This is a genomic window from Streptomyces sp. NBC_00385, from assembly GCF_035917155.1.
In the GTDB taxonomy this organism is placed as follows: Bacteria; Actinomycetota; Actinomycetes; order Streptomycetales; family Streptomycetaceae; genus Streptomyces; species Streptomyces poriferorum.
This window is the reverse complement of record NZ_CP107951.1, coordinates 4,887,328-4,912,033: the sequence shown is the minus strand read 5'-3', so window position 1 is coordinate 4,912,033 and position 24,706 is coordinate 4,887,328. Positions and strand designations below refer to the sequence as shown.

Below are 24,706 nucleotides of genomic sequence, written 5' to 3'. Positions count from 1 at the left end.
ACCGCTTGGGCGATCCCTACGCCTCGCCCTCTCTGAAATTCCGCCGGTCGGCGGTTCCCCAGTACCACCCCAGAGAAGCCGGGCGCGGCGTAGGGATCCCCCGAACCGTATGTCGGGGCCATTACTGGTGCGTTACACGCCGGCTGGGGGGCGTGGGAACGCGAGAGCCGGCGCCCCCGCAATGGTGCGGGGACGCCGGCTCAGAGCGTGCAGGGGGTCAGGCGTTGTCGATGGTCAGGGTGATCGCCGAACGGATGGCGGTGTAGGAGCCCGACACCTCGTTGCCGACGAGGCCGGCCGTGCGGTCGGTGCCGTACGCGTCGAACGGCAGGGTGACGATCTCGTCCTTGCCGTCGCCGTCGAGGTCGGCCACGAAGTGCTCCCGGGCGCCCCAGGCGTTGAAGCCGGTGACGGCCAACTGGTACGGCTCGACGTCGGCCTTCAGTGCCTCGGGCTTGTAGAGCGCGACGAACGTCTCGCCGCTGCGGACGAGGATGCGGGCGCCGTCGGGGCCGGTGGCGAAGGAGCCGCTGCGGATCTCGGCGATGGCGCGAGCGTGGCCGTCCACGCCGTCGGCGCCGTAGGTGCGGAGCGAGGCGAGGCTGTTCTCCACCAGGCCCTCGGGGCCCGTGGTCCAGTTGGCGAGGGTGGCGTAGCCGCCCGCCTCGGCCTCGTGCAGCAGCTCGCCGGTGCGGCCGTCGCGGATCTGGACCATGTTGGTCAGCTGGTTGGGCGGCAGCTGCTCGGAGTTGCCGCGCACCACGTAGGTGAAGACCACCGCGTGACCGTCGGCGTACGGGATGCCCGACGAGGCGAACGTGCCGGCGCGCAGCGGCATGCCGAGGATGTTGCCCTGGCTGGTGCTGGGTGCCTCCGGGGTGAACGACCAGGCGGCCGAGCCGTCCTTGCCGTTCAGCGCGACGCCGCCCACGGCGACCGGAGCGGTGGGGCCCTGGCCGCGGGACTGGTACTGGGCGTAGATCTTGCCGTCGGCCGCGGACAGGTCGGCGAACGCCGGCGTGCCGATCTCCGCCGGGACCGTGTACTCCCACTTCAGGGAGCCGTTGCCCTCGTAGGCGCGGACCTTGTCGGTCGCCACGGTCACCTCGGCGACGCCGTCGCCGTCGAGGTCGGAGGCGACGACGTTACGGACGTACTCGCCGGCGCCCGCCTCGATGACGGTGCGGACCTTGCCGGTGCGGGCGTCGACGATGGCGGTCGCCGTACTCGCGGCGACGATCAGCTCGTCGCGGCCGTCGCCGGTGGTGTCGGCCTTGATGACCTGGACCACCCGGCCGGGCAGCGTCGTCGACCACAGCCGCTTCGGCTGTCCTGAGACCATCGACGTGCCGTCGTAGGCGAACAGCCCGTTGGACGAGCCGCCGAGGACGACGTCGTTCTTCTTGTCTCCGTTGATGTCCGTGACGGCGGCGGTGGTGGGGACGCCTTCCAGCGGCTGCACGGTCTTCTGCTTGCCGTTGCCGAGGTTGTAGACGCGTACGTTCTGGTCGGTGTCGACGGTCCGGATCCGCCACGAGCCGTCCTTGAACGGCTCGGTGTACAGGGGCGAGCCGATGATGCCGCTCTTCTCCCACTTCACGGCGCCCTTGGTGCCGCTGAGTACGGAGATCTTGGCGTAGTGGGAGCCATAGCGGTTCTCGGCGGTCTGGCGGTCCGCCTCGTTCAGATAGGTGGCCACGATCTTGCCGTCGGCCGCCTTCAGGCCCCAGGCGGCGGCGACGTCACCCTCGTCGCCCGTCCGCTTGACGGTGTGCGCCCAGAGCACGCTCGCGTCGTCGCCGTCGAGTGCGCGGACGCTGTTGGTGTTCATGTCGGGAACCGAGCTGTACGCGGATTCGGAGAGCGTCGACTCGCTGACCGTGTACTCCGGCTTGGAGTTGCCCTGGATGTCGCCGATCTCCAGCACGAGGGGAAGCGCGTTGATCCGCTCGGTGAGGCTGGTACGGGTGCCGTCGGCGATGTCGTAGGCGGCGATCTCGTACTTCACGCCCTCGGTGTAGTCCGACTGCTCCAGCGCCACGACGCGGTCACGCTTGGCGTCCAGGCGCAGCTGCCGTACGTAGAGGCGCCCGGTCTGCTCCCACTTGACGCTGCCGTCCTCGGTGTCGATCACCAGGGTGTGGCCGCTGGGGGTCTGGTCGGTGGCGTAGTCGCGGTCCTGGTTCCAGGAGGCGGCGATCAGTCCGTCGCCCAGCGGCTGGAGCGACCCCCACTGGACGCCGGCGTAGAGCTCGGCGTCGTGCGTCCAGGTCTGCTTCGGGGTGAGCTTGCCGTCGGCGAAGTCGAAGCGGATGCCGGTCAGGGTGGCCTTGGAACCGGCCGGGGAGTTCATGTTGGAGAACGCGGAGTCCGCGATCACGAGCGTCTTGCCGACCAGTTTGACGTTGTAGGCGGCCGCGTAGAGCTTCGACCACAGTGTCTTGCCGGTGGCGCCGTCCAGGACCGTGACGAAGGTGCCGTTGGGCAGCGAGGAGCCGGGGGAGGTGAACGGGCGGTAGGGCAGTACGCCGTTCTCGGCGGTGAAGACGATGTCGTCCACGCCGTCGCCGGTCAGGTCGCCGGTGGTGACACCGTCGTCGCTGGCCATGGCGAACGGGCTGATCGCGTTGAAGCCCATCACCACGGCGGGCGGGTAGGGCTCCTTGCTGCCGCGGGGGGTCGGGGTGATCTGCCAGTCCGTGTCCAGGGACGTGGCGTCGCGCGACCACTTCTGCTTGCCGTCGGCTCCTACGCGCTGGATCGGGCTGAGCCCGTTGACGCTGAAGTAGTCGCCCTTCGAGCCGCCGACCGGGAACGTGGCGGCCATGCCCTGGGCGCCCTCGATGCCGGACTTCTTGGTCAGCTTCCAGTTGCTGGTGGCGTCGGTCGACGTGCCGGTGCCGGCTGCGGTGGCGTCCTCGCCCGCTGCGGCGGCGGTCTTGTCAGCGGTTTCCTTGGCTGCCTCGGCGGCCTGCCGGGCATCGCCCTGGCCGCGCCCGTCGCCGTAGACGTCGGGCATGAGACGGCCGGCCATCTCCGCGGCCTGGCTGTCGGTGAGCTTCAGGATGCCGTTGCTGTCGTCGGCGTGGACCGCCGGGGCGGCGCTCAGGGCGAGGCCGGAGGCAACCAGCATGGAGGCCAGGCGCAGGCCCCGTCGTTGCGGGTTTCTCATCAGATGTCCTTCGGGGAGAAGCGGAGGGCGGTGGCGTCGCTCAGGACGGTCTCGTTGAACGAGCTGCCGAGACCGTCGGTGCCTGCCTGGTTCTCGATGCCGGTGGTGGCCGAACCGCCGCGCTGCGAGGCGGCGCTGCCGATGCCCTTGTACTGGAGGGTGACGGCGCCGGTGGCCTCGTCGAAGAGGGCCTCGAAGGAGACGCGTACCGAGGTGTCGGAGACGAAGGCGGCGTTGTTCCACACGATGGCGAACTGACGGGAGCCGGTCTTGCCGGTGACCGCGGTCTGGACGCTCGACTTCTTGTCCAGGGTCAGGTCGTCCCAGAAGGCGGCGACGACGCCGTTGGGCTGGGCGGACGCCGGCAGCGCGGTGTTGGCGTAGTCGCCCAGGCGCGGCTGGAGGAAGTTGACCAGGCCGTTGGTGGTGACGGAGGCGCTGGTGTAACTCACGCCGTAGTGGCGCACCGGGAACGGCAGGCTGATCTTCGTGGCGTCCTCGTCACCGGTCAGGGCGACGCTCTTCGATCCCTTGACCCAGGAGGAGGCGACGGGGGCACAGGAATAAGTACCGGCCGCGTCCGTGCGGTTGGGCAGCTTGACGTCGGCCGTCTCGTCGCCGTCGACCTTCAGCGCGCCGTTGTAGACGCCGTTGCACACGACCGGAGCGGCCGGGGCGACCGACAGCGTGTAGGCGCCCTCGGCGACCTTCGGCAGGGTGAACAGGCCCCGGCTGTCGGTGGTGACCGCCGCGACGGGGGTGCCGGTCACGGAGACGGTGGCCTTGGCGAGCGGCTTGCCGGTGACGTCGAGGACGGTGCCGGTCACCTGGTGCGCGGGCACGGCGGCGAGCGCGAGGTCCTGCGTCAGGGGCTGCCCCGTGGCCAGTTCGACGCCCGACACCGTGCCGGTCACGTAGCCGTAGGAGCCGGCCGAGAAGCTGTAGGTGCCCGGGAGCAGCGACAGCCGGTAGGAGCCGTCGGGACCGGTGGTCACCGAGCGGTTGGTGGAGTCGTTCGTGGCCTTGACGGTGACGCCCGACAGCGCGGCGCCGCTCGTCTTGTCCGTGATCTTCCCGGACACCGTCACCGCGGTGTGCGGGGCCTTCTCCACGGAGGCGAAGATGTCGAGCTTGCCCTCGCCCCACACGTTGTTCATACCGGCGGTGCCGCCGCAGTGGGTGTCCTCGACGTCGCGTGCGCCCTCGTTGAGGAGCTTGCGGGTCTCGTCGATGTTGCCGATCAGGGACGGGGCCGCCGACCACAGCAGCGCGACCGCGCCCGCGACGTGCGGGGTCGCCATCGACGTACCGCTGATGGTGTTGTACTGCGAACCGGGCCAGGTGGCCGTGACGTCGACGCCGGGTGCCGAGATGTTCGGCTTCGCGAGGCCGTCGATCGGGGAGGGACCGAAACCGGAGAAGTCGGCGATCTTGCCGGCGGAGTCGTACGCGCCCACGCCGTAGGAGACGACCTGCGAGCCCGGCGGGTGCGTGGTGGAGCAGGTGGCGCCGTCACCGTCGTTACCGGCGGCGAATGCCTCGAAGATGCCCGCGGAGTTCCAGGCCTCAATGATCTTCGTGTAGAAGGTGCCGTCGTCACCGCCCCAGGAGTTGTTGACGATGTTCGGGGCGAGGTCCGGGCGCGGGTTCTGCCCGTTGTGGTCGGTCGGGGCGAGGATCCACTGACCGGCCTTGAGGAGGTAGTCGTCCGTGCACTGATCGGACTCGCAGCCCTTGGCCGCGATCCACGTCGCGTCGGGGGCGACACCGATGCCGTGCTTGCCGACCATCGTGCCCATCGTGTGGGTGCCGTGGCCATTGTTGTCGCACGGCGTACCGGACGTGCCGCAGGCCCCGGACGGGTCGTAGAAGTTGTAGTCGTGCGTGAACGAGCCGTCGCCGTTGTTGCCCCGGTACTGCTGCACCAGGTCCGGGTGGTCGTACTGCACACCCGAGTCGACGCTGGCGATGACGATGCCCTCGCCACGGTTGTCGTACTGCGACCAGACCTGGTCGGCCTTGATGTCCTTGACGCCCCACTCCGGGGTGTCGTCGCCCGTGGCGGAGGAGTCGGCCCCTGCCGACACGGTGCGCGATGCGGTGACCTTCGCGTCGGAGGTCTCCATGTCGTCGAGCTTGTACGTCCGCGCCTTGACGATCCTGGCCACGTCGGAACGCTTCGCCAGCTCGTTCACCAGCGCCTGGTCACCGGTCACCTGGACCGTGTTGGCGATCCAGTAGTCCTGGTGCCCCACCTTCTTCTTGTCGAGGAAGGCGGTGAGCGAGCGCTGGCCCTTGTTCGCGGTGTCGCGCAGCGACTTGTAGGCGGCCTGGGCCGCCTGGGCGTGGGTCGTCTTGCGCTTGGCGGCCGTGAGGTCGGCCTGGTCCTTGAGCACGACGAAGAAGTGGGCGTCCGCGCCGTTGCGCACGGCGGACGCGAGTCCGGCGTCGATCTTGCCCGATGCCGGACTCGACGGTGCGGAGTCGGCGGAGTCGGCGGAGTCGGCAAGGGCGGGTACGGGACTGGCCAGCAGCGCGGCAGCCGCGCTGAGCGAGGCCACCGCCCACACGGCACGTCTACGCCTGGGCGATCGGGGCAGGTGCATCGAAGCACTCCTCCGGGGAAGGCAGTCGGGTGCCCGGACCCTAGGAGGCCGCCGTTACTCGTCCATTACAGGCCACTTGATCGCGCCGTGTCCGCGCCGGTGCGAAGCTGCGGGGCAACTTCCGTGGCGCGGTGGGCGGTCGGGGGCCGGGGCCGCCCCTCAGCGCGCGCCGAAGGCCGCCTCGAACGCATCCGCCGTGGGGGCGATGACAAGCGCGCTCCCCCGCAGGTCCTCGGGCAGTTGAGAGCGATCGCCCTCGTCGAAGATGAGCGCGTCTCCGTCCTGGGGCAGGATCGCGGCCCCGAGGGCCGCTGCCAGACCGGCGAGCACGCCGCTCATCGCGCCTCGCGAGAAGTGCGTCGCCGTCACACAGGGCATCCCCTCTTCGCCGTCAACGGCGTGATAGAGGTCCGCCTCGCCCCCGTCCTCCGCGCGGAGTTGGGAGAAGCCCTCCTCCAGGCAGCCCGCCACCGCATACGGCGCTGTGGCCTGCCGGAACCGTTCGGTGTCCAGGGCGACGACTTCGCCCGCCACGAAGCGGAGCAGGAAGATGCTGTAACTCACGGGCCCACTCTGTCATCACCGTGATCCGCCGGACGGGGCCCCGAGCCGTCGGCCGGAACGCCGCGTGGCCGTGCGACCATTCCGCCGTGACTCCTGAGCAGACATCCGAATCCGCCGGTCCGGCCGAGCGCCGGCTGACCGGGGTGGCGCTCAATCCGGCCGCACCCGTCGACGTCCTGCTGCGCCTGCTCGCGAGCGAGTCCGCGGCGGTACGGATGGTGCTGACCCGGGACCGGGCGCTGCCCGATCCCGTGGTGGACGCGGTCGTGGACCACCCGGACCGGTGGACACGTGGCTTCTTCGCCGAGAACCCGTACGCGGATCCGGAGCAGCGGGCACGGCTGGTGGACGATCCGGAGTATCACGTACGGGGGCGTCTGGCGCGGGAGCCGCGGGCCGGCGGCGTGTGCATGCCCCGGCCGTTGCCGGACCGGACCGTCGTACGGATCATCGAGACGTACGAGAGCGACCACCTGTGGGAGCTCAACCGGCTGGTCTCACCCGGTCTGCAGCGTGCGATGACCACTCACCCGTCGCCGAAGGTCCGCTGCATGGGGATCAGCCGCCTCTCCTGGGGGTCCCTGGCACCCGGTGTACAGGACGCCCTGCTGGCGGACCCGGACCCGGAGGTGCGGGGGTCGGCCGACGCGAGCAGGCGCGGTGACGAACGGCTCCGCGACCCGGACGCGGTGCGGAGGGACCTGCCCGCGCGCCCCTGCCACGCGCACACGCACCTGCTGATGTACGGAGCACTCGCACCGGACGTCGTGGCGGCGGCAATGCCCCGGCACGCGCGGCTGATCGCCGGCAATGACAGCGTGCCGCCGGAGACCGTGGCCCTGCTGGCCGCCCACCCCGACCCCGAGGTGCGCACCCGCGTCGCCGAGCGGCCCGACCTGAGGCCGGCCGAGCTCCGCGCGCTCACCGTGGACCCCGACCCGGGGGTGCGCCTCGCGCTCTCCGTGCATCCGGCGCTGACCGAGGCGGAACGGGCCGCGATCGACTACGAGGTGGATCAGGACGGGCCGTACCACCACTGGCCGCCGCACGACCCGGAGTCGCTGCCCGACCCCGAGCGGATCCGCGCGCTCGCCCTGTCCGCCCACCCGCTCCTGCGTCGGCGGGCCGCCGGCGAGCCGCATCTGCCCGCCGACCTGGTCGCGCTCCTCGCGGACGACTCCGACCTCGGCGTCCGGGTCCTGCTCGGCCTGAACCATCCGGACGCCCCGGCCGCGCTGCTGCTCCGCTGCTTCCTGGAGTACACCGGGTGCGACCGGTGGCATCTGACCGGGCACGGCAACTTCCCCCGTGCCGGGCTCGCCCGGTTCGCCGGCGACGAGGATCCGGCGGTCCGGCGGCTGGCGCTGCTCGACCCCGGGTTGCCCGGGGACGTCGCCGACCGCCTCACACGCGACCCCGACCCGCAGGTCCGCGCGGACGCGGCCCGCCACCCGCGGCTGCCCCAGGACCGCATCGCGGCGCTGCTCGACGACCCGGAGCTCGCCCGGCGGGCCGCGGCGAATCCGGAGCTGCCGATCGCGACGATGTACGCGCTGATCGCCGCGGCTCCTGGGGAGGGTGCCGGGGCGGGCTGCTGAGCCGGGACCGGCGGAAGGCCCGGGGCCGGCGGCGCATCCGGGGGCGGTCCGTCCGGGTGGGGTCGGCCACTGGACGGGGCAATGGCACGTGTCGCCTCGGGACCGGCGCGCCGCCGCTGCCCAGGATGCCCGTATGAGACCCATGACCAAGCGCTTTGCCGCGCTGCGCGCCCGCGCCCGCGCCACCGGCGCGGCCTGCGCCGTGCTGGCGACCGTCGTCCCCGCCTTCGCCCTCGGCCTGAGCGCGGCACCCGCCGCCGCCGCGCCTCTGCCCGGCGGCCTGGGCCCATGCGTACCGGGCGACTGCCCTGACCCGTTCCCGCCGATCAACAACGGGGACTTCGCGGGCCGGGACGACGCGATCAACATCTACGTCGGGGACGACTTCCTCGTACGCGGCCGGGCGGCCGAGGCCGAGGGCCGGGTCGTGGTGCTCGACGACTTCGACCAGGACAAGGACCCGGAGGCGGGCGGTTCGTACAACCTCGGGATCGTCGGTGTCGGATCCCGTGTTCCGCCGCCCGTCGACTCCGACTTCCTGACCACCGGCGGAGACGTGACGATCGCCGCCGGCGAGACCCTCGACACGACGGGCGGCATCGTCGACGAGGTGGGCACGGTGCGCTACGCCGGTACGCAGACCGGCACCGTCACCGGGGCCCTCGTCCAGGACCCGGACGCCGCGGCGCCCTACGTGGACCTGCGCGACCAGCTCACCGACGCCAGCCAGTGCTACGCGCGGCCCGGCGGAGAGCTCCGGACCCCGACCGGGACCGCGGTCAACCAGGGCACGCAGACGCTCTTCACGGGTGACGGGACGTCCGCCCTCCAGGTCTTCAACGTCGACTTCGACATGACGGCCGACGGCGGTGGCCAGCAGGGAGTCGTCTTCGCGCCCGACAGCATCCCCGACGAGGCGACGATCCTGGTCAACGTCATCGGGGCCGACCGCGCGATCAACACCTACAGCGGCGGAATCGCGGACACCGACCCGCTGAACGCCTACCGGGAACGCCTCCTGTGGAACTTCCCGGACGCCACCACCGTGGACCTCGCGGGGACCGGCCAGTTCCAGGGCAGCTTCCTGATGGGCGAGCAGTCCTCGATGACCACCGTGTCCCTTCCGGGGGTCAACGGCAGGTTCTTCACCACCGGTTCGGTGACGCACACCAGCTCCGCGACCGGCGGTGGCGGCCAGGAGTTCCACGCGTACCCGTTCGACGGCGATCTCCCGGACTGCGACGGACCGCAGCCGGTCACGGGTGAGGTGCGCGTCCTGAAGACGGACGCGGAGACCGGCGACGCACTGGCCGGTGCCGACTTCGAGCTGTGGCGGGAGACCAACGGCGTCGACGGCCTCCAGACCACCGGCACGGACCCCGACACCCTGGTGGACACCTGCACCACACCGGCGAACGGCGTCTGCGCCGAGACCACCACCGTGGGCACGTACTACTGGCGCGAGACGGCGGCACCTGACGGTTACGAACTGCCCGACCCCAACGTGTTCGGCCCGCTCGTACTGACGGAGGACAACGCCGACGCCGGTGTCCAGGTCGAGGCCACCAACACCGAGGAGTCGGTACCGCCGGTCACGGGCGAGGTACGGGTCCTGAAGACGGACGCCGGGACCGGCGATCCGCTGGCGGGCGCGGAGTTCGAGCTGTGGCGGGAGACCAACGGGGTCGACGGCCTCCAGACCACGGGCGCGGACCCGGACACCCTCGTCACCACGTGCACCACCCCGGCGAACGGTGTCTGCGCCGCGACCACCACGCCCGGCACCTACTACTGGCAGGAGACAGAGGCTCCCGAAGGCTACGAACTGCCGGACCCGGCCGTGTTCGGCCCGCTCGTGCTGACCGAGGACAACGCCGACGCCGGCGTCCAGGTCGAGGCCGCCAACACCGAGGAGCCGGTGCCGCCGGTCACGGGTTCGCTCACCCTGGAGAAGACGGACGCGAAGAACGGGCAGCCGCTCGCCGGAGCCGTCTTCGAGCTGTGGCGCGAGACCAACGACGTGCCCGGCCTGCAGACGGCCGGAACGAACCCCGACACGCTCGCCGACGCGGGGTGCTCGACCGACGACACGGGTGAGTGCACGTTCGACGATCTGCCCCTCGGTGAGTACTACCTGCGCGAGACCGCCGTCCCGGAGGGCTACGTCCTGCCGGCCAACCCCGTCTCGGGGCCGTTCGAGGTGACGGAGGCCAACAGCTCGCAGGGCGTCACCGTCGAGCTGGCCAACGAGCGCGGCGAACCGTGCAAGGGCAAGGACTGCAAGAAGCGCGTCCACGAGGGTGCGCGCGCCTGATCCGGTCACCCGCCCGGCCGCCCATCAATGGGCGGCCGGGCGGGGGCGCTGCTTGGCTGGCAGGACTCGGTTCCCGATCCGCCAGGAGGTCCGGCAGTGCGTCCCAACAGCCTCATCGGTGCCGTGGTCGCCACAGCGGCCACGGCACTGCTGTGTACCGCGGCCCCCTCGGCGGCCGCCCCCTCCGCGTCCGCCGACGACACCGCGTGCACGGCGCCGGCCGGCCCGTACCAGCGCCAGCTGGAGAAGCACCTGGGCCGGCCCGTGGACGGCCGCCAGTCCATGGCCGACTGCCGGGCCATCCGGTCCTTCCAGACCGCGCACGGCCGGCCGCACGCCGACGGCCGCGCCGACCTCGGGACGTACCGCACCGTGCTCGTCGTCGAGGCCACCCCCGACCCGAACGCCGCCGGACACTGCCCGGTCGAGTCCTCCCGCGTCACCTGCGTCGACATGGACCGCCAGCTGCTGTGGGTGCAGAAGGGCAAGCGGGTCGTCTTCGGACCCGCGCCCATCCGCACGGGCCGCGACGCGCAGGAGACCCGGCCGGGGTGGCACTCGATCTACTGGCGCAACCGCGACCACGTCTCCACGATCTACGACAACGCCCCCATGCCGTACGCCCAGTTCTTCGACGGCGGACAGGCACTCCACGGACACCCGGGCGACCTGTACGACGGCGGCGGCTCGGCGGGCTGCGTCAACCTGACCGTGGACGACGCGGCGGCCCTGTGGGACCTCCTCGCGGTGGACGACCGCGTCTACGTGTGGGGCGTCAAGCCCGGTACGGCCGGCTGACGGGCGCGGTCACCTCTCAGAGGTACTCGGCGAACGCGTCCAGCGTCCGCAGGACCTCCGGTTCGGCGGCGGGAGGCAGCTGGAGGACGACCTCCTCGATGCCCAGGTCCGCGTAGTGCGCCAGCTTGCCCGGGCTCGGCAGGACCGCGTACGGGATCACCTGGAGGTCCTTCGGGTCGCGGCCCGCCGCCTCCCACGCCGTACGGAGTGCGGGCACCGACTCCGTGAGGCCCCGGCCGCCGATCGGCAGCCAGCCGTCCGCGTACTCCGCGATGTGCGCGAACAGTTTCGGGCCCGCCGCGCCACCGATCAGGGTGCGCGGGCCCACCACCGGGCCGCGCGGCTGCTGGACCGGCTTCGGGTAGGCGTGGCTCGCCCGCACCGATCCGAACTCGCCCTCGTACGCCGTGGGTTCGGCGGACCACAGGGCACGCATCAGCGCCATCCGGTCACGGCCGAGCTCCCGGCGCGTCGACCAGTTCACCCCGTGGTCCGCCGCCTCCTCCACGTTCCATCCGAAGCCGAGACCCAGCGTGAAGCGGCCGCCCGAGACGTGGTCGAGGGTCGCGATCTGCTTGGCCAGATCGATCGGGTCGTGCTGGGTGACCAGCGTGATCCCGGTGCCCAGCTCCAGCCGCTCGGTCACCGCGGCGGCCTGCGCGAGGGCGACGAACGGGTCCAGGGTGCGGCCGTACTCGGGCGGCAGGTCACCGCCCGCCGGGTAAAGAGTTTCCCGGCTCACCGGGATGTGCGTGTGCTCCGGGAGGTAGAGCCCGGCGAATCCCCGCTGCTCAAGCTGGTGCGCGAGCCGCACCGGTGTGATCGTTTCGTCGGTGAGGAAGATCGTCGTGGCGATCCGCATACGAAAGACACCTCCGTCGTTGTCTGGTGGCGGCTCAAACGTATGCCGTACCGTGCGCAAAGCCGAGACTTCGGCGACTTCGGGGGAGGTCATTCACCATGGTCCGCAAGCGCACCCGCGCCGCTCTCACCGCTCTGTTCCTGACGGGCGTGCTCGTCGGCGGCGCACCCGCCGCGGCGTCCGCCGCCGCGCCCGCCTCCGTGTCCGCCGCCCCCCGTACCGCTTCGGTACAGGCCTCGGGCCATGTGGACGGGGCGGCGTCCGCCCACACCGGTGTGCGCGAGGCCGCGCACACGTACAAGAGCAAGAGCAAAAGCAAGAGCAAGAGCAAGAAGCGGCGGAAGCACAGTTCCGGCGGGTTCGGCGGCGGGCTGATCGTGGGGATCGCGCTGGCCGTGATCGTGGTCGGCATCATCGCGTTCGTGCTCATCGCCCGCGCACGGCGCAACTCCTAGCCGCCGCGCCTCTCGCCACCCCGGTCGGGTGGCGAGGGGCGCGGTCCCTCACCCTGCCGAGACGTCGTGCAGGGGGAGCTTCGCCGCGCTGGAGCGCATGACCAGAGGCCCGAAGGAGACGGTGTCGCCCGCGGACGCGGTCTGCGAGGTGGTGGACGTACCCGGGTAGTACCAGCGCCACGTGCCCGAAGCGGGCGCGGTCACCGTCGTGCTGACCTGGCCCGCGCTGTTCGTCCTCACGGTCTTCACCGTCGTGTACGAGGCGGCGCCGGCCTTCCTGAACTGCAGCTTCACGCTCTGGCCGCCGTAGCCGCGGTACTTCAGCGCCTCCCAGTCGGCGCGCGCCAGCGCGCCGGTGACCTTGACCTGCTTGCTGGTGCCGAACAGGTCGGGCCGCATCGCGGACACCTTCAGCGTCGCGGCTCGCTTCAACGTGAACGGGGCGAGCGCGTCGTAGATCCAGTAGTCCCTGTCGTTGGCGTTGACGACGCCGTAGACGACCCAGTCACCGGCCCCCTCGTTGGCGCTGCGCTCGCTGTACCCGGGGAACCAGGCGGGATCGAAGCGCAGCGTCCCCGTACAGTCCGAGGTGGTGCTGCTCAACTTCTTGCAGGTGACCCCGACCGTCTCGGCCGGAGCGCCGTAGGTGGTGTGGGCGCTGTGCGCGTCGAGATCCCCCACCCCCTTGACGCCCGAATTATCCTTGATCGTCAGCTTGACCGGGATGGTCACCACTCCACGGATGCCGACGACGACGCTCTTGCCGTTGTTCGCCACCGACTTGACGACCCGGATGTCGCCCCGCCCCTCGGCGTGCGCCGGTGACGCCCCCAGCACGGTCATGACCACCGAAGCGGCCACCGTGCCCCACAGCACATGTCTTCGCATGTCCCCTCCTCCTCACCGCCCGCGCCGGATCCGGCGCTGACGCGTGGGCACAGAGTAGAACCGGCCCCACGGGGGGCTCGTATGCGGGGACGGGGCCGCGAGGAGCCTCTCAGCCCGGCCAGACGATCGACTGCAGTTCGCTGTACGCGTGCAGCGCGTACGAGCCGACGTCCCGCCCGACCCCGCTGCGCTTGAACCCGCCGAACGGGGCCTCCATGTTGCGGCCGATGGTGTTCACGCCGACCCCGCCCGCGCGCAGCCGGCGGGCGACGCGGAAGGCGCGGGCCACGTCGCCGGACCAGACGTAGTCGATCAGTCCGTAGTCGCTGTCGTTGGCCAGCGCGATGCCCTCCTCCTCGTCGTCGAAGGGGACGACGACCACGACCGGGCCGAAGATCTCCTCCCGCACCACCCGCATGTCGTTGGTGCAGTCGGCCAGCAGCGTCGGCGCGACGTAGAAGCCGCGGCCGGTCGGGTCCGGGCGTTCGCCGCCCGTGACGACGCGGGCCCCTTCCTTCCGGCCCAGTTCCACGTACGACTCGATGCGGTCGCGGTGAGCCGCCGAGATGACCGGGCCGACGACCGTGCCCTTCGCCGTCGGATCGCCGACCGTCAGATACCCGGCATACGCGGTGAGCTTCTCGATCAGCGCGTCGTGCACGGCCCGTTGGACCAGGACGCGGGTCGGAGCCGTACAGATCTGACCGCTGTAGAACGAGAACGTCGTCCCGATGCCCGCGACCGCCGAGTCGAGGTCCGCGTCGTCGAGGACGACGGCGGCGCCCTTCCCGCCCAGCTCCATCAGCTGCCGTTTCATGCTCCGGCCGCATACCTCGGCGATGCGCTGCCCGACGGACGTGGAGCCGGTGAAGCTGACCATGTCGACGTCGGGCGAGTCGACGGCGGCCTCGCCCACTCCGGGGGCCGAACCGCTGACGACGTTGACGACCCCGGCCGGTACGCCCGCCTCCGCGAGGGCCCCGGCCATCCGGTAGACGGAGAGCGGGTCCTGCGGGGCCGGTTTCACGACGACCGTGTTGCCCATCGCGAGCGCGGGCGCGATCTTGCCGGCCGGATTGGCCCAGGGGTTGTTGTACGAGGTGATGCAGGTGACGACGCCCACCGGCTGGCGGACGGCGAGCGCCCCGAAGATCCCGGCCCGGCCCATCGGGCCCGCCTCGTTGATCTGCGGCGGTATCGCCTCCTCGACCGGTTCCAGCGCGCCCTTCGCGTACCGCCGGAAGCGCGCCGCGCCCACGGCGACCTGCATGCCACGGGCCGTACCGGTGGTGGCGCCGCTCTCCGCCTGGGCGAGGGCGGCGTTGGCGAGGAAGTCGCGCTGCATCACGTCGGCGGCGCGGTCGAGGATCGCGGCGCGCTCCTCGGGGCGGGTGCGGGACCAGGTGGCGAAGGCGTCACGGGCCGCTGAGGCCGCCTCGTACACCTGGGCGCGGCTCGCCTCGGGGGCGAGGCCGACGGTCTCCTCGGTGGCCGGGTCGACCACCTCGTAGTGGCCGTCGGCGGGTTCCGTCCACTCGCCGTTGATGAAGAGGCGCTGCGGGGTCGTGGTCATTGTGTGCTCACCGTCCGGGTGTCGCGGCCGGAACGGAGCACCGTCCCGGGGACCGCACCGGTCACCTTGTCGTCGCGCAGGGTCTCCACCCCGTTGACGCGGACCGACACGATGCCGAGGGCCTTGGAGTCGAGCCGGGGGCTGTCGCCGGGCAGGTCGTGGACGAGGGTGGCGGGGCCCGCGTCGATGCGTTCGGGGTCGAAGAGCACGAGGTCGGCGTGGAAGCCCTCCTCGACGCGCCCGCGGTCGCGGAGGCCGAAGAGGCGGGCCGGGTCGTCGGTCAGCATCTTCACGGCCCGTTCCAGCGGCATGAGCTTGCGGCCCCGCAGGCAGTCGCCCAGGAAGCGCGTCGTGTACGGAGCACCGCACATCCGGTCCAGGTGGGCGCCCGCGTCGGAGCCGCCGAGCATGACGTCCTCGTGCTCCCAGGTGCGCTGCCGCAGCGCCCAGGAGTCGGGGTCGTTGTCGGTGGGCATCGGCCACAGCACCGTACGCAGGTCGTCGGCCGCGCAGATCTCGACCAGGCAGTGGAAGGCGTCCTGGCCGCGCTCGGCCGCGATGTCCTTGACGACGCGCCCGCTGAGTCCCTCGTTCGCCTCGCTGTACGTGTCGCCGATGACGTACCGGCCGAAGTTCGCGAGGCGGCGGAAGACGCCCGCCTCCTTGCTGTCGGCGCGGCGCAGCATCTCGGCGCGGGTGTCCGCGTCCCGGAGCCGCTCGATGCGTTCGGGGACGGGGAGAGCGAGGATGTCACCCCAGCCGGGGATCAGGTTGAGGGCGCAGAACGTGCCGAGCGACATGTTCATCGGGGTGAGGATCGGCATGGTCAGCGCCACGATGCGGCCGCCCGCGCGACGGGCGCGCTCGCTGGGGATCAGCTGGCGCGGTACGCGTTCGGGGACGGCGGCGTCGATGGTGAGGACGTTCCAGTTCAGCGGGCGCCCGGCGGCGGCCGTCATGTCGACGAACAGCTCGATCTCGTCGTCGGAGAACTGGTCGAGGCAGCCGGCGACGATCGCCTCGATCTGTGTGCCCTCGTGCTCGCCGACAGCCCGGGACAGCGCGAGGAGTTCCTCGGGGAGTGCGTGCCGGGAGGCGACCGGCTGTCCGTCGCCGTCGGAGTGGGTGGAGGACTGGGTGGTGGACAGTCCCCATGCCCCGGCGTCCATCGCGTCGTGGAACAGGGCGAGCATGGCGTCGAGTTGGCCGGGCGTGGGCTGGCCGCCGACCGCGTCGGCGCCCATGACGTGGCGGCGCAGGGCGCAGTGTCCGACCATGAACCCGGCGTTCACGGCGATCCGCCCGTCGAGTGCGTCGAGGTACTCGCGGAAGCTGGACCAGCTCCAGTCGACGCCCTCCTCCAGGGCCTTGAGGGCCATGCCCTCGACCCGCGACATCATGCGCCGGGTGTAGTCGGCGTCCTCGGGCCGGTCCGGATGGAGCGGGGCGAGGGTGAACCCGCAGTTGCCGCCGGCGACGGTGGTGACGCCGTGGTTCATCGACGGGGTGGCGTACGGGTCCCAGAAGAGCTGGGCGTCGTAGTGGGTGTGCGGGTCGACGAAGCCGGGCGCGAGGACGAGTCCGGTGGCGTCCTCGGAGGTCACGGCCTCCTCCGCGACGGTCCCGGGCTCCGCGATGACGGCGATGCGGCCGGCCCGGATGCCGAGGTCCGCGCGGTAGGAGGGCCCGCCGGTGCCGTCCACGACGGTCGCTCCGCGGATGAGGTGGTCGAGCATGACGGGGTCCCTTCCGTGGTGTCCAAACGTGGATGTGCGCCGGGGTGCGTACGGCCGCGGTACGCACCCCGGCTCGCGGAGCGACGGTCCGGGAAGACGCCGCCCGCAGATCGAGCCCCTCGGGGCAGAATCAAGCCCCTCCGGCGATTGAGGAGCGGGGGTACGGGGGCGGAGCCCCCGAAGACCCGCGCCCCCGGGGCTCCGCCCCGGACCCCGCGCCTCAAACGCCGGCGAGGCTGGTTTTCACGCCGCGTCGCGGAACCGCGTCGTCCGGTGGACCGGATCCGTGTCGATCTTCGGGATCACGTGCTCACCGATCAGCTTGATCGAGTTCAGCGTGTCCTCGGGGCTGAGCCCGATCGGCAGCCCGAAGCTCAGCTGGTCCGCTCCCGCCTGCTCCCATCGACGGCACTGCCCCAGCACCTCGTCCGGGTCACCGCAGATCATCAGCTCCTCGGCGATCAGGAGCTCGATGATCTCCTCGGAGTACTCCGGCAGCAGCTCGGGCCACTCCGGGATCCCTTCCGGCCGGGGGAACGTGTCGTGGTAGCGGAACAGCAGCGACTGGAGGTAGTTCAGCCCGCCGCCCACCGCGATCTCGACGGCCTTCTTGTGGGTCTCGGCGCAGATCGCGGTCGAGGTCACCATGACGTTGTCGTTGACGAAGTCACCGACCGGCTCGGCGTCCTTGACGGCGTTCTTGTAGGACTCGACGACCCACTCCATGTCGGAGACCTTCTGCACGCTGAAGCCCAGCACGCCGAGGCCCTTCTTCCCGGCCATGGCGTACGAGGGCGGGGAGCCGGCCGCGTACCACATCGCCGGGTGCGACTTCCCGTACGGCTTGGGCAGGATCTTGCGCGGCGGCAGCGACCAGTGCTTGCCCTGGAAGCCGACGTACTCGTCCTGGAGCCACATCTTGGGGAACTCCGCGATGGTCTCCTCCCAGAGTTCCTTGGTGTGGTTCATGTCGGTGATGCCCGGCATGAACCCGAGGATCTCGTGGGTGCCCGCCCCGCGGCCGGAGCCGAACTCGAAGCGGCCCTCCGAGAGGTGGTCCATCATGGCGACCTTCTCGGCCACCTTCACCGGGTGGTTGACCGGGGCGAGCGGGTTGAAGATGCCGGATCCGAGGTGGATGCGGTCCGTGGCGTGTGCGAGATAGCCCAGGTACACGTCGTTGGCCGAGAGATGCGAGTACTCCTCCAGGAAGTGGTGCTCGGAGGCCCAGGCGTACTTGAAGCCGGACTTGTCCGCCTGGATGACGTACTCGGTCTCCTCGATCAGCGCCTTGTGCTCTGCCCCGGGGTCGGCCTTGGCCCGCGCGGCGGGCACGTACCCCTGTACAAAGAGCCCGAATTCCAAGGGGGTTCACCGTCCTCAATCTTTTCTGACACACCGTCAGATTCTGATGCGTCCGACTGTTCCACCGACACTCCGACCCGTCAATACCTGACGCTTCGTCAGACGCGCGGAAGTGGGCGCCCTGCTCAGAAGAGGCTGACTCCCGCCAGCCACCCGCCGTCGATGACGAACGGCTGGCCGGTGATGTACGAGGAGTCGTCCGAGGTCAGGAAGAGCGCGAGCGCCGCCACCTCCTCGGGCCGGCCGATCCGCCCGAGCGGTACGAGCTTCTTGTACAGGGCCCCCACGGCCTCCGCCGTCTCCACCGGATCGGCGTCCGGGTCCAGGGCCGCCGGATTGGTCATCGGGGTGTCCACGGCGCCGGGGCACATGGCGTTGACCCGGATGCCCTTCGCGGCCAGCTCCACGGCCGCCACCTTGGTCAGCCCCAGCACCGCGTGCTTGGTCGCCGCGTACGCGCCGACGAACGCCATGCCGGTGAGACCGGTGTACGAGGACGTGTTGACGATGGTCCCGCCACCGGCCGCCTCGATCTCGGGCGCGACGTTCCTGATCCCCAGGAAGGCCCCCACCTGGTTGACCTGCACCATCTGCTGGAACTCCTCCAGCGGCGTGCTCACCAGCTCGTTGAAGCGCAGGATCCCCGCGTTGTTGACCAGCCCGTCGATCCTCCCGAAGGCGCCCTTGGCGGCGGCGACGGCGGCCTGCCAGTCCTCCTCCCGGCTCACGTCCAGGTGCACGAAGAGCGCGGCGTCCCCCAGCTCCTTGGCGAGGTCCTCGCCCTGTTCGTCGAGCACATCGGCGATCACCACCCGCGCACCCTCGGCGACGAAGAGCCGCGCCTCCTGCTCACCCTGCCCGCGCGCCGCGCCGCTGATCAGTACGGTTCGCCCGTCCAGCTTGCCCATGGCCTGACTCCTACCTGTCGAGGTTGTCGAGGTGAGGTGCGACTTCGGCGGCGAACGCCGCCATCTGATCGGTCAGTTCACTTCTGCTGCGGCTGCGGAAGCGCACCTGGATCTGGTGCACCCCCATCGCGCCGTACTCCCGCAGCGACTCCGCGAGGGCCTCCGGCTTCCCGCTGAGCGTGCGCCGCCCCACGGACCAGTCCGGCTCCCCCACGTACAGCGGCTCGGTGATGGCCCCGATGACGACGGGCTCCGTGACCCCCGCCGCCTCGCGGAGCGCGTACAGCCGCCCGATCTGCGCGGGCAGCTTCTCCCGCGGGTCCCCCTGCGGCAGCCAGCCGTCCCCCCGCACGGCGGCCCGGCGCACCGCCGCGGGCGACGACCCGCCCACCCAGACCGGCACCCGTTCCTGAGCGGGCCGGGGCAGCTGCCCGAGCCCGCTGAAGGAGAACCGCTCCCCGGCGAACTCCGGGTACTCCTCGGGCCCGAGCGCGGCCTTGAGCGCGTCGATGCTCTCGTCGAGCACCCCGCCCCGCCCGTCGAAGTCCGCCCCGAGCGCCTCGAACTCCTCCCGCACGTGCCCGGCCCCGACCCCGAGGATCAGCCGGCCGCCGCTGAGGTGGTCGAGGGTGGCGTACTGCTTGGCGGTGGCCAGCGGATGCCGCAGCCCGACGACGGCGACATGACTCATGAGCAGCACCCGCTCGGTGATCCCCGCGAGGAAGGCGAGCGTGGCGACGGGGTCGTACCAGACGGTGCTCATCGCCCCCGCGAGTCTGCGGGGGATGGCGACATGGTCACAGCTCGCCAGATAGGTGAAGCCGGTACGGTCGGCGGTGCGGGCGATCTCGGCGAGGTCGGCCGGGGTGGCCCCGGCCTCCCACGGCTCTGCGTAGATGGCGCTCTGCGACTGGATCGGGAGCTGCATCCCGTACGACAGCGGTCCGGCGGGCAGTATCGGCACCGAACGGCCTCCTTCCCTGGATGACCTTGACACGAATCTGACGGCTCGTCACATAGCAAGCGGGGTCATCGTCGTGCCTGACGCCTCATCAGGCAAGGGGTGGCAGGGCGGAAGGAGTTCAGGGGATCGTCAGCGGCGGACGGATCTCCAGGTCCGCATCCAGCTTGGCCACGAGATCCGCGGCCTGCGAGGGAACGTAGCGGCCCGCCCACCGGCCGACGAGATCGAGGAACCCCTCCAGATCCGCGCGGACCGCACGCAGAAGGCCGGGCAGGTCCGCCAGGGGCAGCCGGATCGGCCGCCCCTCGGGACGTTCCTCGTCGCCGTCGCCGCCATCGGGCCACATGAGAACGGCCCGGCCCTCGAACTCGGCTCTCGGTGTCGGATCATGCCCGAGGTGTACGTGAACGCCGTCCGGCAGCCGGAGCCACTCACGCCAGTCCTCCAGACCGCAGCAGCACCCCGGGGTCACCGTCACGCCGGTCCGCGCGTCCCGGACGCGCAGACCGCCCGCAGCCACGAGCCGGTCGGTGGCGATCAGTCGCCGCACACGCTCGGCGGCGTCGGGCACGCAGCCGCTGCCGTCGGCTTCGGTCGCGAACCAGTCGGTGAGCAGCGCCATCGCGGCGCCGACCTCGCACTCGCTCATGCGTCCCGTGAGCGTCAGGAAGGTGTGGTGCGGCAGGGCGGCCGCGGGCCAGGACGCCGCGTTCACCGTGGGTACGGCTTCCAGGACGGCCTCGACGGTCAGCACCGCTCCAGTGTCGGCGGCGCGGGGCGGGCGCGCACCCTCTTTCGGCCGCCCCTCCGGGCCGGGCCGGACAGATCGCGTCGCCGCCACGACCTCGCGGGACCGTGTCGCGCACCAGGGTTCCGGTGGTCGCGGCGCACCGGCCACGCGTGCGCGTCGGAGCCCTCAGTCCTCAGTCCAGGGCGAATTTCAGCGCGGGAACCGCGGCCCCGGAGTCGCTCGCGGGGATCTTCCAACGGAAGGCGGTGCCGTCGCCGTCGACGTAGACGAGGGTGCCGCCCCGCTCCGCTGCGGCGATGTCGAAGACAGCCACGTCCTGGTGGCCCACCTCGGGGGGAAGGGCCGCCCCGCCTTCGCTGAATCCGATGGGGGCCACGCCTGTCGCGGCCTTGCTGTTCCTGTCCGTGACCGTGCGGCCGTCCGCGGTCGTCCATCGCAGGCCGCCCTGTCCGGCTGTCGTCGTCACACGCGACGTGGTCCGGTTCCTGGACTGGTAGGTCACGACAGCGAACAGGCCGTGCTCCGGGGCGCCGAAGCCGGTGCGGTCGGCGTAGACGACCGTGTCCGGGGTGATCCGGGCAGCCCCCCGGCCACCGACGCCTGCGGTGTCCGCGCTCTGCCCCAGCCCGAGCGTGGCGCGCGGGCTCGGCTCGGGTGCGCTCCGGTCGCCGCTGTCCGTGCAGGCCGTCAGGCCCAGACAGCAGACGACCGCGAGCGCGGAAGCGGTGACGAGGTGGCGCATGATCCCCCCAACAGGAACAGGCAAAGGAAGCAGAGTCTGCCACAGCCGGCCGGCCTCGCGGGGGAACTCCCCTCTCCACCAAGGGCGTCGACCCGCCCTACTTCCGGTAGAGCTCCTCGATCTCGCCCGCGAAGTCCCGTGCGATCGCGTCCCTCTTCAGCTTCAGGGACGGGGTCAGATGGCCGCCGTCCTCCGTGAAGTCCACCGGCAGGACGGTGAACTTACGGATCGACTCGGCCCGCGAGACCAGGCGGTTGGCCTCGTCCACCGCGCGCTGGAGCGCCGCGCGCAGTTCCTCGTCGTGGACGAGTTCGCGCATCGGGACGTCCCTCTTCTTCTTCATCTGCCGCCAGTGGGACAGGCCGTCCGGCTCCAGGGTGATCAGGGCGGTGATGAACGAGCGGTTGTCGCCGACCACCATGCACTGGCTGACCAGCGGGTGCGCGCGCAGCCAGTCCTCCAACGGGGCCGGGGTGACGTTCTTGCCGCCCGACGTGATGATGATGTCCTTCTTGCGGCCGGTGATCGTGAGGTAGCCGTCCTCGTCGAGCGCGCCCAGGTCGCCGGTGGCGAACCAGCCGCCGTCCAGGACCGGGACGGCCTCGCCGCGTTCGGTGTCCCAGTAGCCCTGGAACACCTGGCCGCCGCTGAGCAGCACCTCGCCGTCCTCCGCGATGCGTACGGCGGTGCCCGGCATCGGCCAGCCCACCGTGCCCAGGCGGGGTTTGAGCGGCGGGGTGACGGTGGCGGCGGCCGTGGTCTCCGTCAGGCCGTAGCCCTCGAAGATCTCGATGCCCGCGCCCGCGTAGAAGGCGGCGAGCCGGCGGCCCAGCGGGGAGCCGCCGCAGATCGCGTAGCGGACGTGACCGCCGAGCGCCGCCCGGATGCGGCGGTAGACCAGCGGGTCGTAGAGCGCGCGGGCCGCCCGCAGGCCGAGGCCGGGACCGGGGCCCGTGCCGTGTTCGGCGGCCTCGACGGCCTGGCCGTAGCGCTGGGCGATCCGGGCGGCCCGGTCGAAGGACGAGGCGCGGCCCATCTTCTCGGCGGTGGCGCGGCCGGTGTTGTAGACCTTCTCCAGGACGTACGGGATCGCCAGCAGGAACGACGGCTTGAAGCCGGCCAGGTCGGCGAGCAGGTCCTCCGTCTGGATCGACGGGGCGTGGCCGAGGCGGACGCGGGCGCGCAGACAGCCGATCGCGACCATGCGGCCGAAGACGTGCGACAGCGGCAGGAACAGCAGGGTGGAGGCGGGGTACTTGCTGACGGACTTGAAGACCGGGTGCAGCAGCTCGATGGCGTTGTCGACCTCGGCGAAGAAGTTGCCGTGCGTCAGGACGCAGCCCTTGGGGCGGCCGGTGGTGCCCGAGGTGTAGATGAGGGTGGCCGGGGTCTCCGGTTCCAGGGTGGCGCGGCGGGCGGCCACGGCGTCGTCGGGAACGTCCTTGCCGAGCTTCTTCAGCCGGCCCAGCGCGCCCGTGTCGAACTGCCAGAGGTGCGTGAGGTCGCCGAGCTGTTTACGTTCCTGGCTGATGATGCGGCCCTGGTCGGCCGTCTCGACGGCGCAGGCGACCGCGCCCGAGTCCTGGAGTATCCAGCGGGCCTGGAACGCGGACGAGGTCGGGTAGATGGGGACGGTGACCAGGCCCGCGGCCCAGGACGCGAAGTCGAGCAGCGTCCACTCGTACGTCGTACGCGCCATGATCGCGATGCGGTCGCCGCCCCGCAGACCCTCCGCGATCAGGCCCTTGGCGACGGCGAGTACCTCGGCCGCGAACTCCGCCGCCGTCACGTCCTGCCAGCTGCCGTCCGGCTGCTTGCGGCTGAGGACGGCCTCCGCGGGCGCCTCGCGGGCGTTGTCGAAGGGGATCTCGGCGAGCGAGCCACGGCGCACCGGCCGGGCGAACGCCGGGACGGACACCTGCTGGACGGTGCCGTCGGCGGCCCTGACCTTCGTCGGCTCGACCAGGACGGGGGTGGACGGGGCGGTGGATGGGGCGGATCGCGTGGACACGTGCGGCTCCTCGGCATCGGGGTCGGGCGGTTCACCTGGTCCGTCCGGCGACAGGCCCTGATGCCTGCGCCGAACCGTGCTCAACTTCTCTACCGTTCAGACGCGTTCGAGGATCGCGGTGACTCCCTGTCCACCTGCCGCGCAGATCGAGATCAGCCCGCGGCCCGGGGCGTCCCGCTCCGCGAGGAGCCCCGCGAGCGTCGCGACGATCCGCGCGCCCGTCGCCGCGAACGGGTGCCCGGTGGCGAGGGAGGACCCCGCCACGTTGAGCTTCTCCCGGTCGACGGGTGCGAGCCCCCGCTTCTCCCAGGCGGCCAGCGTGGCGAGCACCTGGGAGGCGAAGGCCTCGTGGACCTCGAAGAGGTCGAAGTCCTCGATGCCGAGCCCGGCCCGCTCCAGCATCCGCGGCACGGCGTACGCGGGTGCCATCAGCAGCCCGTCCTCGCCGCCCACGTAGTCGACCGCGGCGCTCTCGTACAGGGAGAGATACGCCTGCGGCTCCAGACCGTGGCGCTCGGCCCACTCCTCGCTCGCCAGGAGCACGGTCGCGGCTCCGTCCGTGAGCGGTGTCGAGTTGCCCGCGGTCATCGTCGCGTCCGGGTGGTCCACGCCGAACACCGGTTTCAGCGTGGCGAGTTTCTCCACGGTGGAGCCCGGGCGCAGGTTCTGGTCGCGGTCCAGGCCGAGGTACGGGACGACGAGGTCGTCCAGGAAGCCCCGGTCGTACGCGGCCGCGAGCCGCTGATGGCTGGTCGCGGCGAGGAGGTCCTGCTCCGCGCGGCCGATGTCCCACTGCCGGGCAGTGACCGCCGCGTGGTCGCCCATCGAGAGACCGGTGCGGGGTTCGGCGTTGCGCGGGATGTCCGGGACGAGGTGGCGGGGACGTACGCCCGTAAGGGCCTTCGCCCTGGCGCCCGTCGACTTCGCGCGCCGGGCCGACAGCAGCAGCCGGCGCAGTTCGTCGTTGACGCCGAGCGGCGCGTCGCTCGTGGTGTCCGCGCCCCCCGCGATGGCGGAGTCGACCGCCCCGAGCATGATCTTGTTGGCGGCGGCGATCACCGCCTGGAGGCCGGTGCCGCACGCCTGCTGGAGGTCGTACGCGGGGGTGCGCGGGTCGAGCCGTGAGCCGAGCACGGTCTCCCGGGCCAGGTTGAAGTCCCGGCTGTGCTTGAGGACCGCGCCCGCGGCGAACTCGCCGACCCGCTGTCCCTGGAGCCCGAAGCGCTCGACCAGTCCGTCCAGCGCGGCGGTGAGCATCTGCTGGTTGGAGGCCCGCGCGTACGGCCCGTCGGAGCGTGCGAAGGGGATACGGCTGCCACCGATGACCGCGACCCTGCGGGGCTGCGGGAGTGCGAGGGGGATCAACTCGACCAACTCATCTCGACCAACTCCTGACTCT

18 protein-coding genes are annotated in these 24,706 nt (G+C 71.4%); 4 read left to right on the top strand and 14 right to left on the bottom strand.

All coding sequences use genetic code 11. The features are described 5' to 3' along the window. Window positions 1-217: 217 nt before the first annotated feature. The 3 genes from OG959_RS21970 to OG959_RS21960 all read right to left on the bottom strand — a co-directional run bounded on the left by OG959_RS21970 (window position 218) and on the right by OG959_RS21960 (window position 6,342). Window positions 218-3,172, bottom strand: a complete 2,955-nt coding sequence (locus OG959_RS21970; protein WP_326660927.1) for a hypothetical protein — start codon at window positions 3,170-3,172, stop codon at window positions 218-220. Continuing rightward, window positions 3,172-5,778 carry a S8 family serine peptidase gene (locus OG959_RS21965; RefSeq protein WP_326660925.1) on the bottom strand — a complete coding sequence of 869 codons (2,607 nt, stop codon included), beginning with the start codon at window positions 5,776-5,778 and terminating at the stop codon, window positions 3,172-3,174. The genes OG959_RS21970 and OG959_RS21965 overlap by 1 nt, the downstream gene beginning before the upstream one ends. Window positions 5,779-5,937: 159 nt before the next feature. Next, window positions 5,938-6,342 (bottom strand): hypothetical protein, encoded by a 405-nt coding sequence (locus OG959_RS21960; protein WP_326660924.1) that lies wholly within the window; start codon window positions 6,340-6,342, stop codon window positions 5,938-5,940. A gap of 86 nt (window positions 6,343-6,428) precedes the next feature. Here OG959_RS21960 and OG959_RS21955 point away from each other — a divergent pair, with 86 nt between their 5' ends. From OG959_RS21955 to OG959_RS21945, 3 genes are all read left to right on the top strand, one after another. Beyond that, window positions 6,429-7,940 carry a hypothetical protein gene (locus tag OG959_RS21955; RefSeq protein WP_326660922.1) on the top strand — a complete coding sequence of 504 codons (1,512 nt, stop codon included), beginning with the start codon at window positions 6,429-6,431 and terminating at the stop codon, window positions 7,938-7,940. Window positions 7,941-8,082: 142 nt separating this feature from the next. Next, window positions 8,083-10,254 (top strand): SpaA isopeptide-forming pilin-related protein, encoded by a 2,172-nt coding sequence (locus OG959_RS21950; protein WP_326660921.1) that lies wholly within the window; start codon window positions 8,083-8,085, stop codon window positions 10,252-10,254. A gap of 96 nt (window positions 10,255-10,350) precedes the next feature. Continuing rightward, window positions 10,351-11,052 (top strand): L,D-transpeptidase, encoded by a 702-nt coding sequence (locus OG959_RS21945; protein ID WP_326660919.1) that lies wholly within the window; start codon window positions 10,351-10,353, stop codon window positions 11,050-11,052. 16 nt (window positions 11,053-11,068) lie between these two features. Here the strand turns inward: OG959_RS21945 and OG959_RS21940 are convergent, their stop codons facing one another. Beyond that, complete coding sequence (locus tag OG959_RS21940) at window positions 11,069-11,914, bottom strand: LLM class F420-dependent oxidoreductase (RefSeq protein ID WP_326660917.1); 846 nt, start codon at window positions 11,912-11,914, stop codon at window positions 11,069-11,071. A gap of 98 nt (window positions 11,915-12,012) precedes the next feature. On the opposite strand from OG959_RS21940, the gene OG959_RS21935 reads away from it, so the two are divergent. Further along, window positions 12,013-12,369, top strand: a complete 357-nt coding sequence (locus OG959_RS21935) for a hypothetical protein (protein WP_326660915.1) — start codon at window positions 12,013-12,015, stop codon at window positions 12,367-12,369. Window positions 12,370-12,417: 48 nt separating this feature from the next. On the opposite strand, the gene OG959_RS21930 is transcribed toward OG959_RS21935, so the two are convergent. The 10 genes from OG959_RS21930 to OG959_RS21885 all read right to left on the bottom strand — a co-directional run bounded on the left by OG959_RS21930 (window position 12,418) and on the right by OG959_RS21885 (window position 24,681). After that, entirely contained in the window at window positions 12,418-13,257 is an 840-nt protein-coding gene (locus tag OG959_RS21930) for a hypothetical protein (RefSeq protein WP_326660913.1), read from the bottom strand. A gap of 109 nt (window positions 13,258-13,366) precedes the next feature. Continuing rightward, on the bottom strand, window positions 13,367-14,830 hold the full coding sequence (locus OG959_RS21925) for an aldehyde dehydrogenase family protein (RefSeq protein ID WP_326660911.1): 1,464 nt from the start codon (window positions 14,828-14,830) through the stop codon (window positions 13,367-13,369). Beyond that, window positions 14,827-16,566, bottom strand: a complete 1,740-nt coding sequence (locus OG959_RS21920; protein WP_326660910.1) for an N-acyl-D-amino-acid deacylase family protein — start codon at window positions 16,564-16,566, stop codon at window positions 14,827-14,829. The genes OG959_RS21925 and OG959_RS21920 overlap by 4 nt, the downstream gene beginning before the upstream one ends. 243 nt (window positions 16,567-16,809) lie before the next feature. Further along, window positions 16,810-17,931 carry an LLM class flavin-dependent oxidoreductase gene (locus tag OG959_RS21915; RefSeq protein WP_148021987.1) on the bottom strand — a complete coding sequence of 374 codons (1,122 nt, stop codon included), beginning with the start codon at window positions 17,929-17,931 and terminating at the stop codon, window positions 16,810-16,812. A 125-nt stretch (window positions 17,932-18,056) separates the two neighbouring features. Further along, the gene (locus tag OG959_RS21910; protein WP_326660907.1) at window positions 18,057-18,839 is read right to left on the bottom strand and encodes an SDR family NAD(P)-dependent oxidoreductase; all 783 of its coding nucleotides are present in this window, start codon (window positions 18,837-18,839) and stop codon (window positions 18,057-18,059) included. A gap of 10 nt (window positions 18,840-18,849) precedes the next feature. Further along, a complete protein-coding gene (locus OG959_RS21905) occupies window positions 18,850-19,803 on the bottom strand; it encodes an LLM class F420-dependent oxidoreductase (RefSeq protein ID WP_326660905.1) in 954 nt (317 codons plus the stop codon). A 118-nt stretch (window positions 19,804-19,921) separates the two neighbouring features. Further along, window positions 19,922-20,557, bottom strand: coding sequence for a hypothetical protein (locus OG959_RS21900; RefSeq protein WP_326660903.1), 636 nt, complete (start codon window positions 20,555-20,557; stop codon window positions 19,922-19,924). A gap of 169 nt (window positions 20,558-20,726) precedes the next feature. Then, entirely contained in the window at window positions 20,727-21,296 is a 570-nt protein-coding gene (locus OG959_RS21895) for a hypothetical protein (protein WP_326660902.1), read from the bottom strand. Window positions 21,297-21,393: 97 nt separating this feature from the next. Then, on the bottom strand, window positions 21,394-23,307 hold the full coding sequence (locus OG959_RS21890) for an AMP-dependent synthetase/ligase (protein ID WP_326660901.1): 1,914 nt from the start codon (window positions 23,305-23,307) through the stop codon (window positions 21,394-21,396). 96 nt (window positions 23,308-23,403) lie between these two features. Then, window positions 23,404-24,681 carry an acetyl-CoA C-acetyltransferase gene (locus tag OG959_RS21885; RefSeq protein WP_326660900.1) on the bottom strand — a complete coding sequence of 426 codons (1,278 nt, stop codon included), beginning with the start codon at window positions 24,679-24,681 and terminating at the stop codon, window positions 23,404-23,406. Window positions 24,682-24,706: the final 25 nt, after the last annotated feature.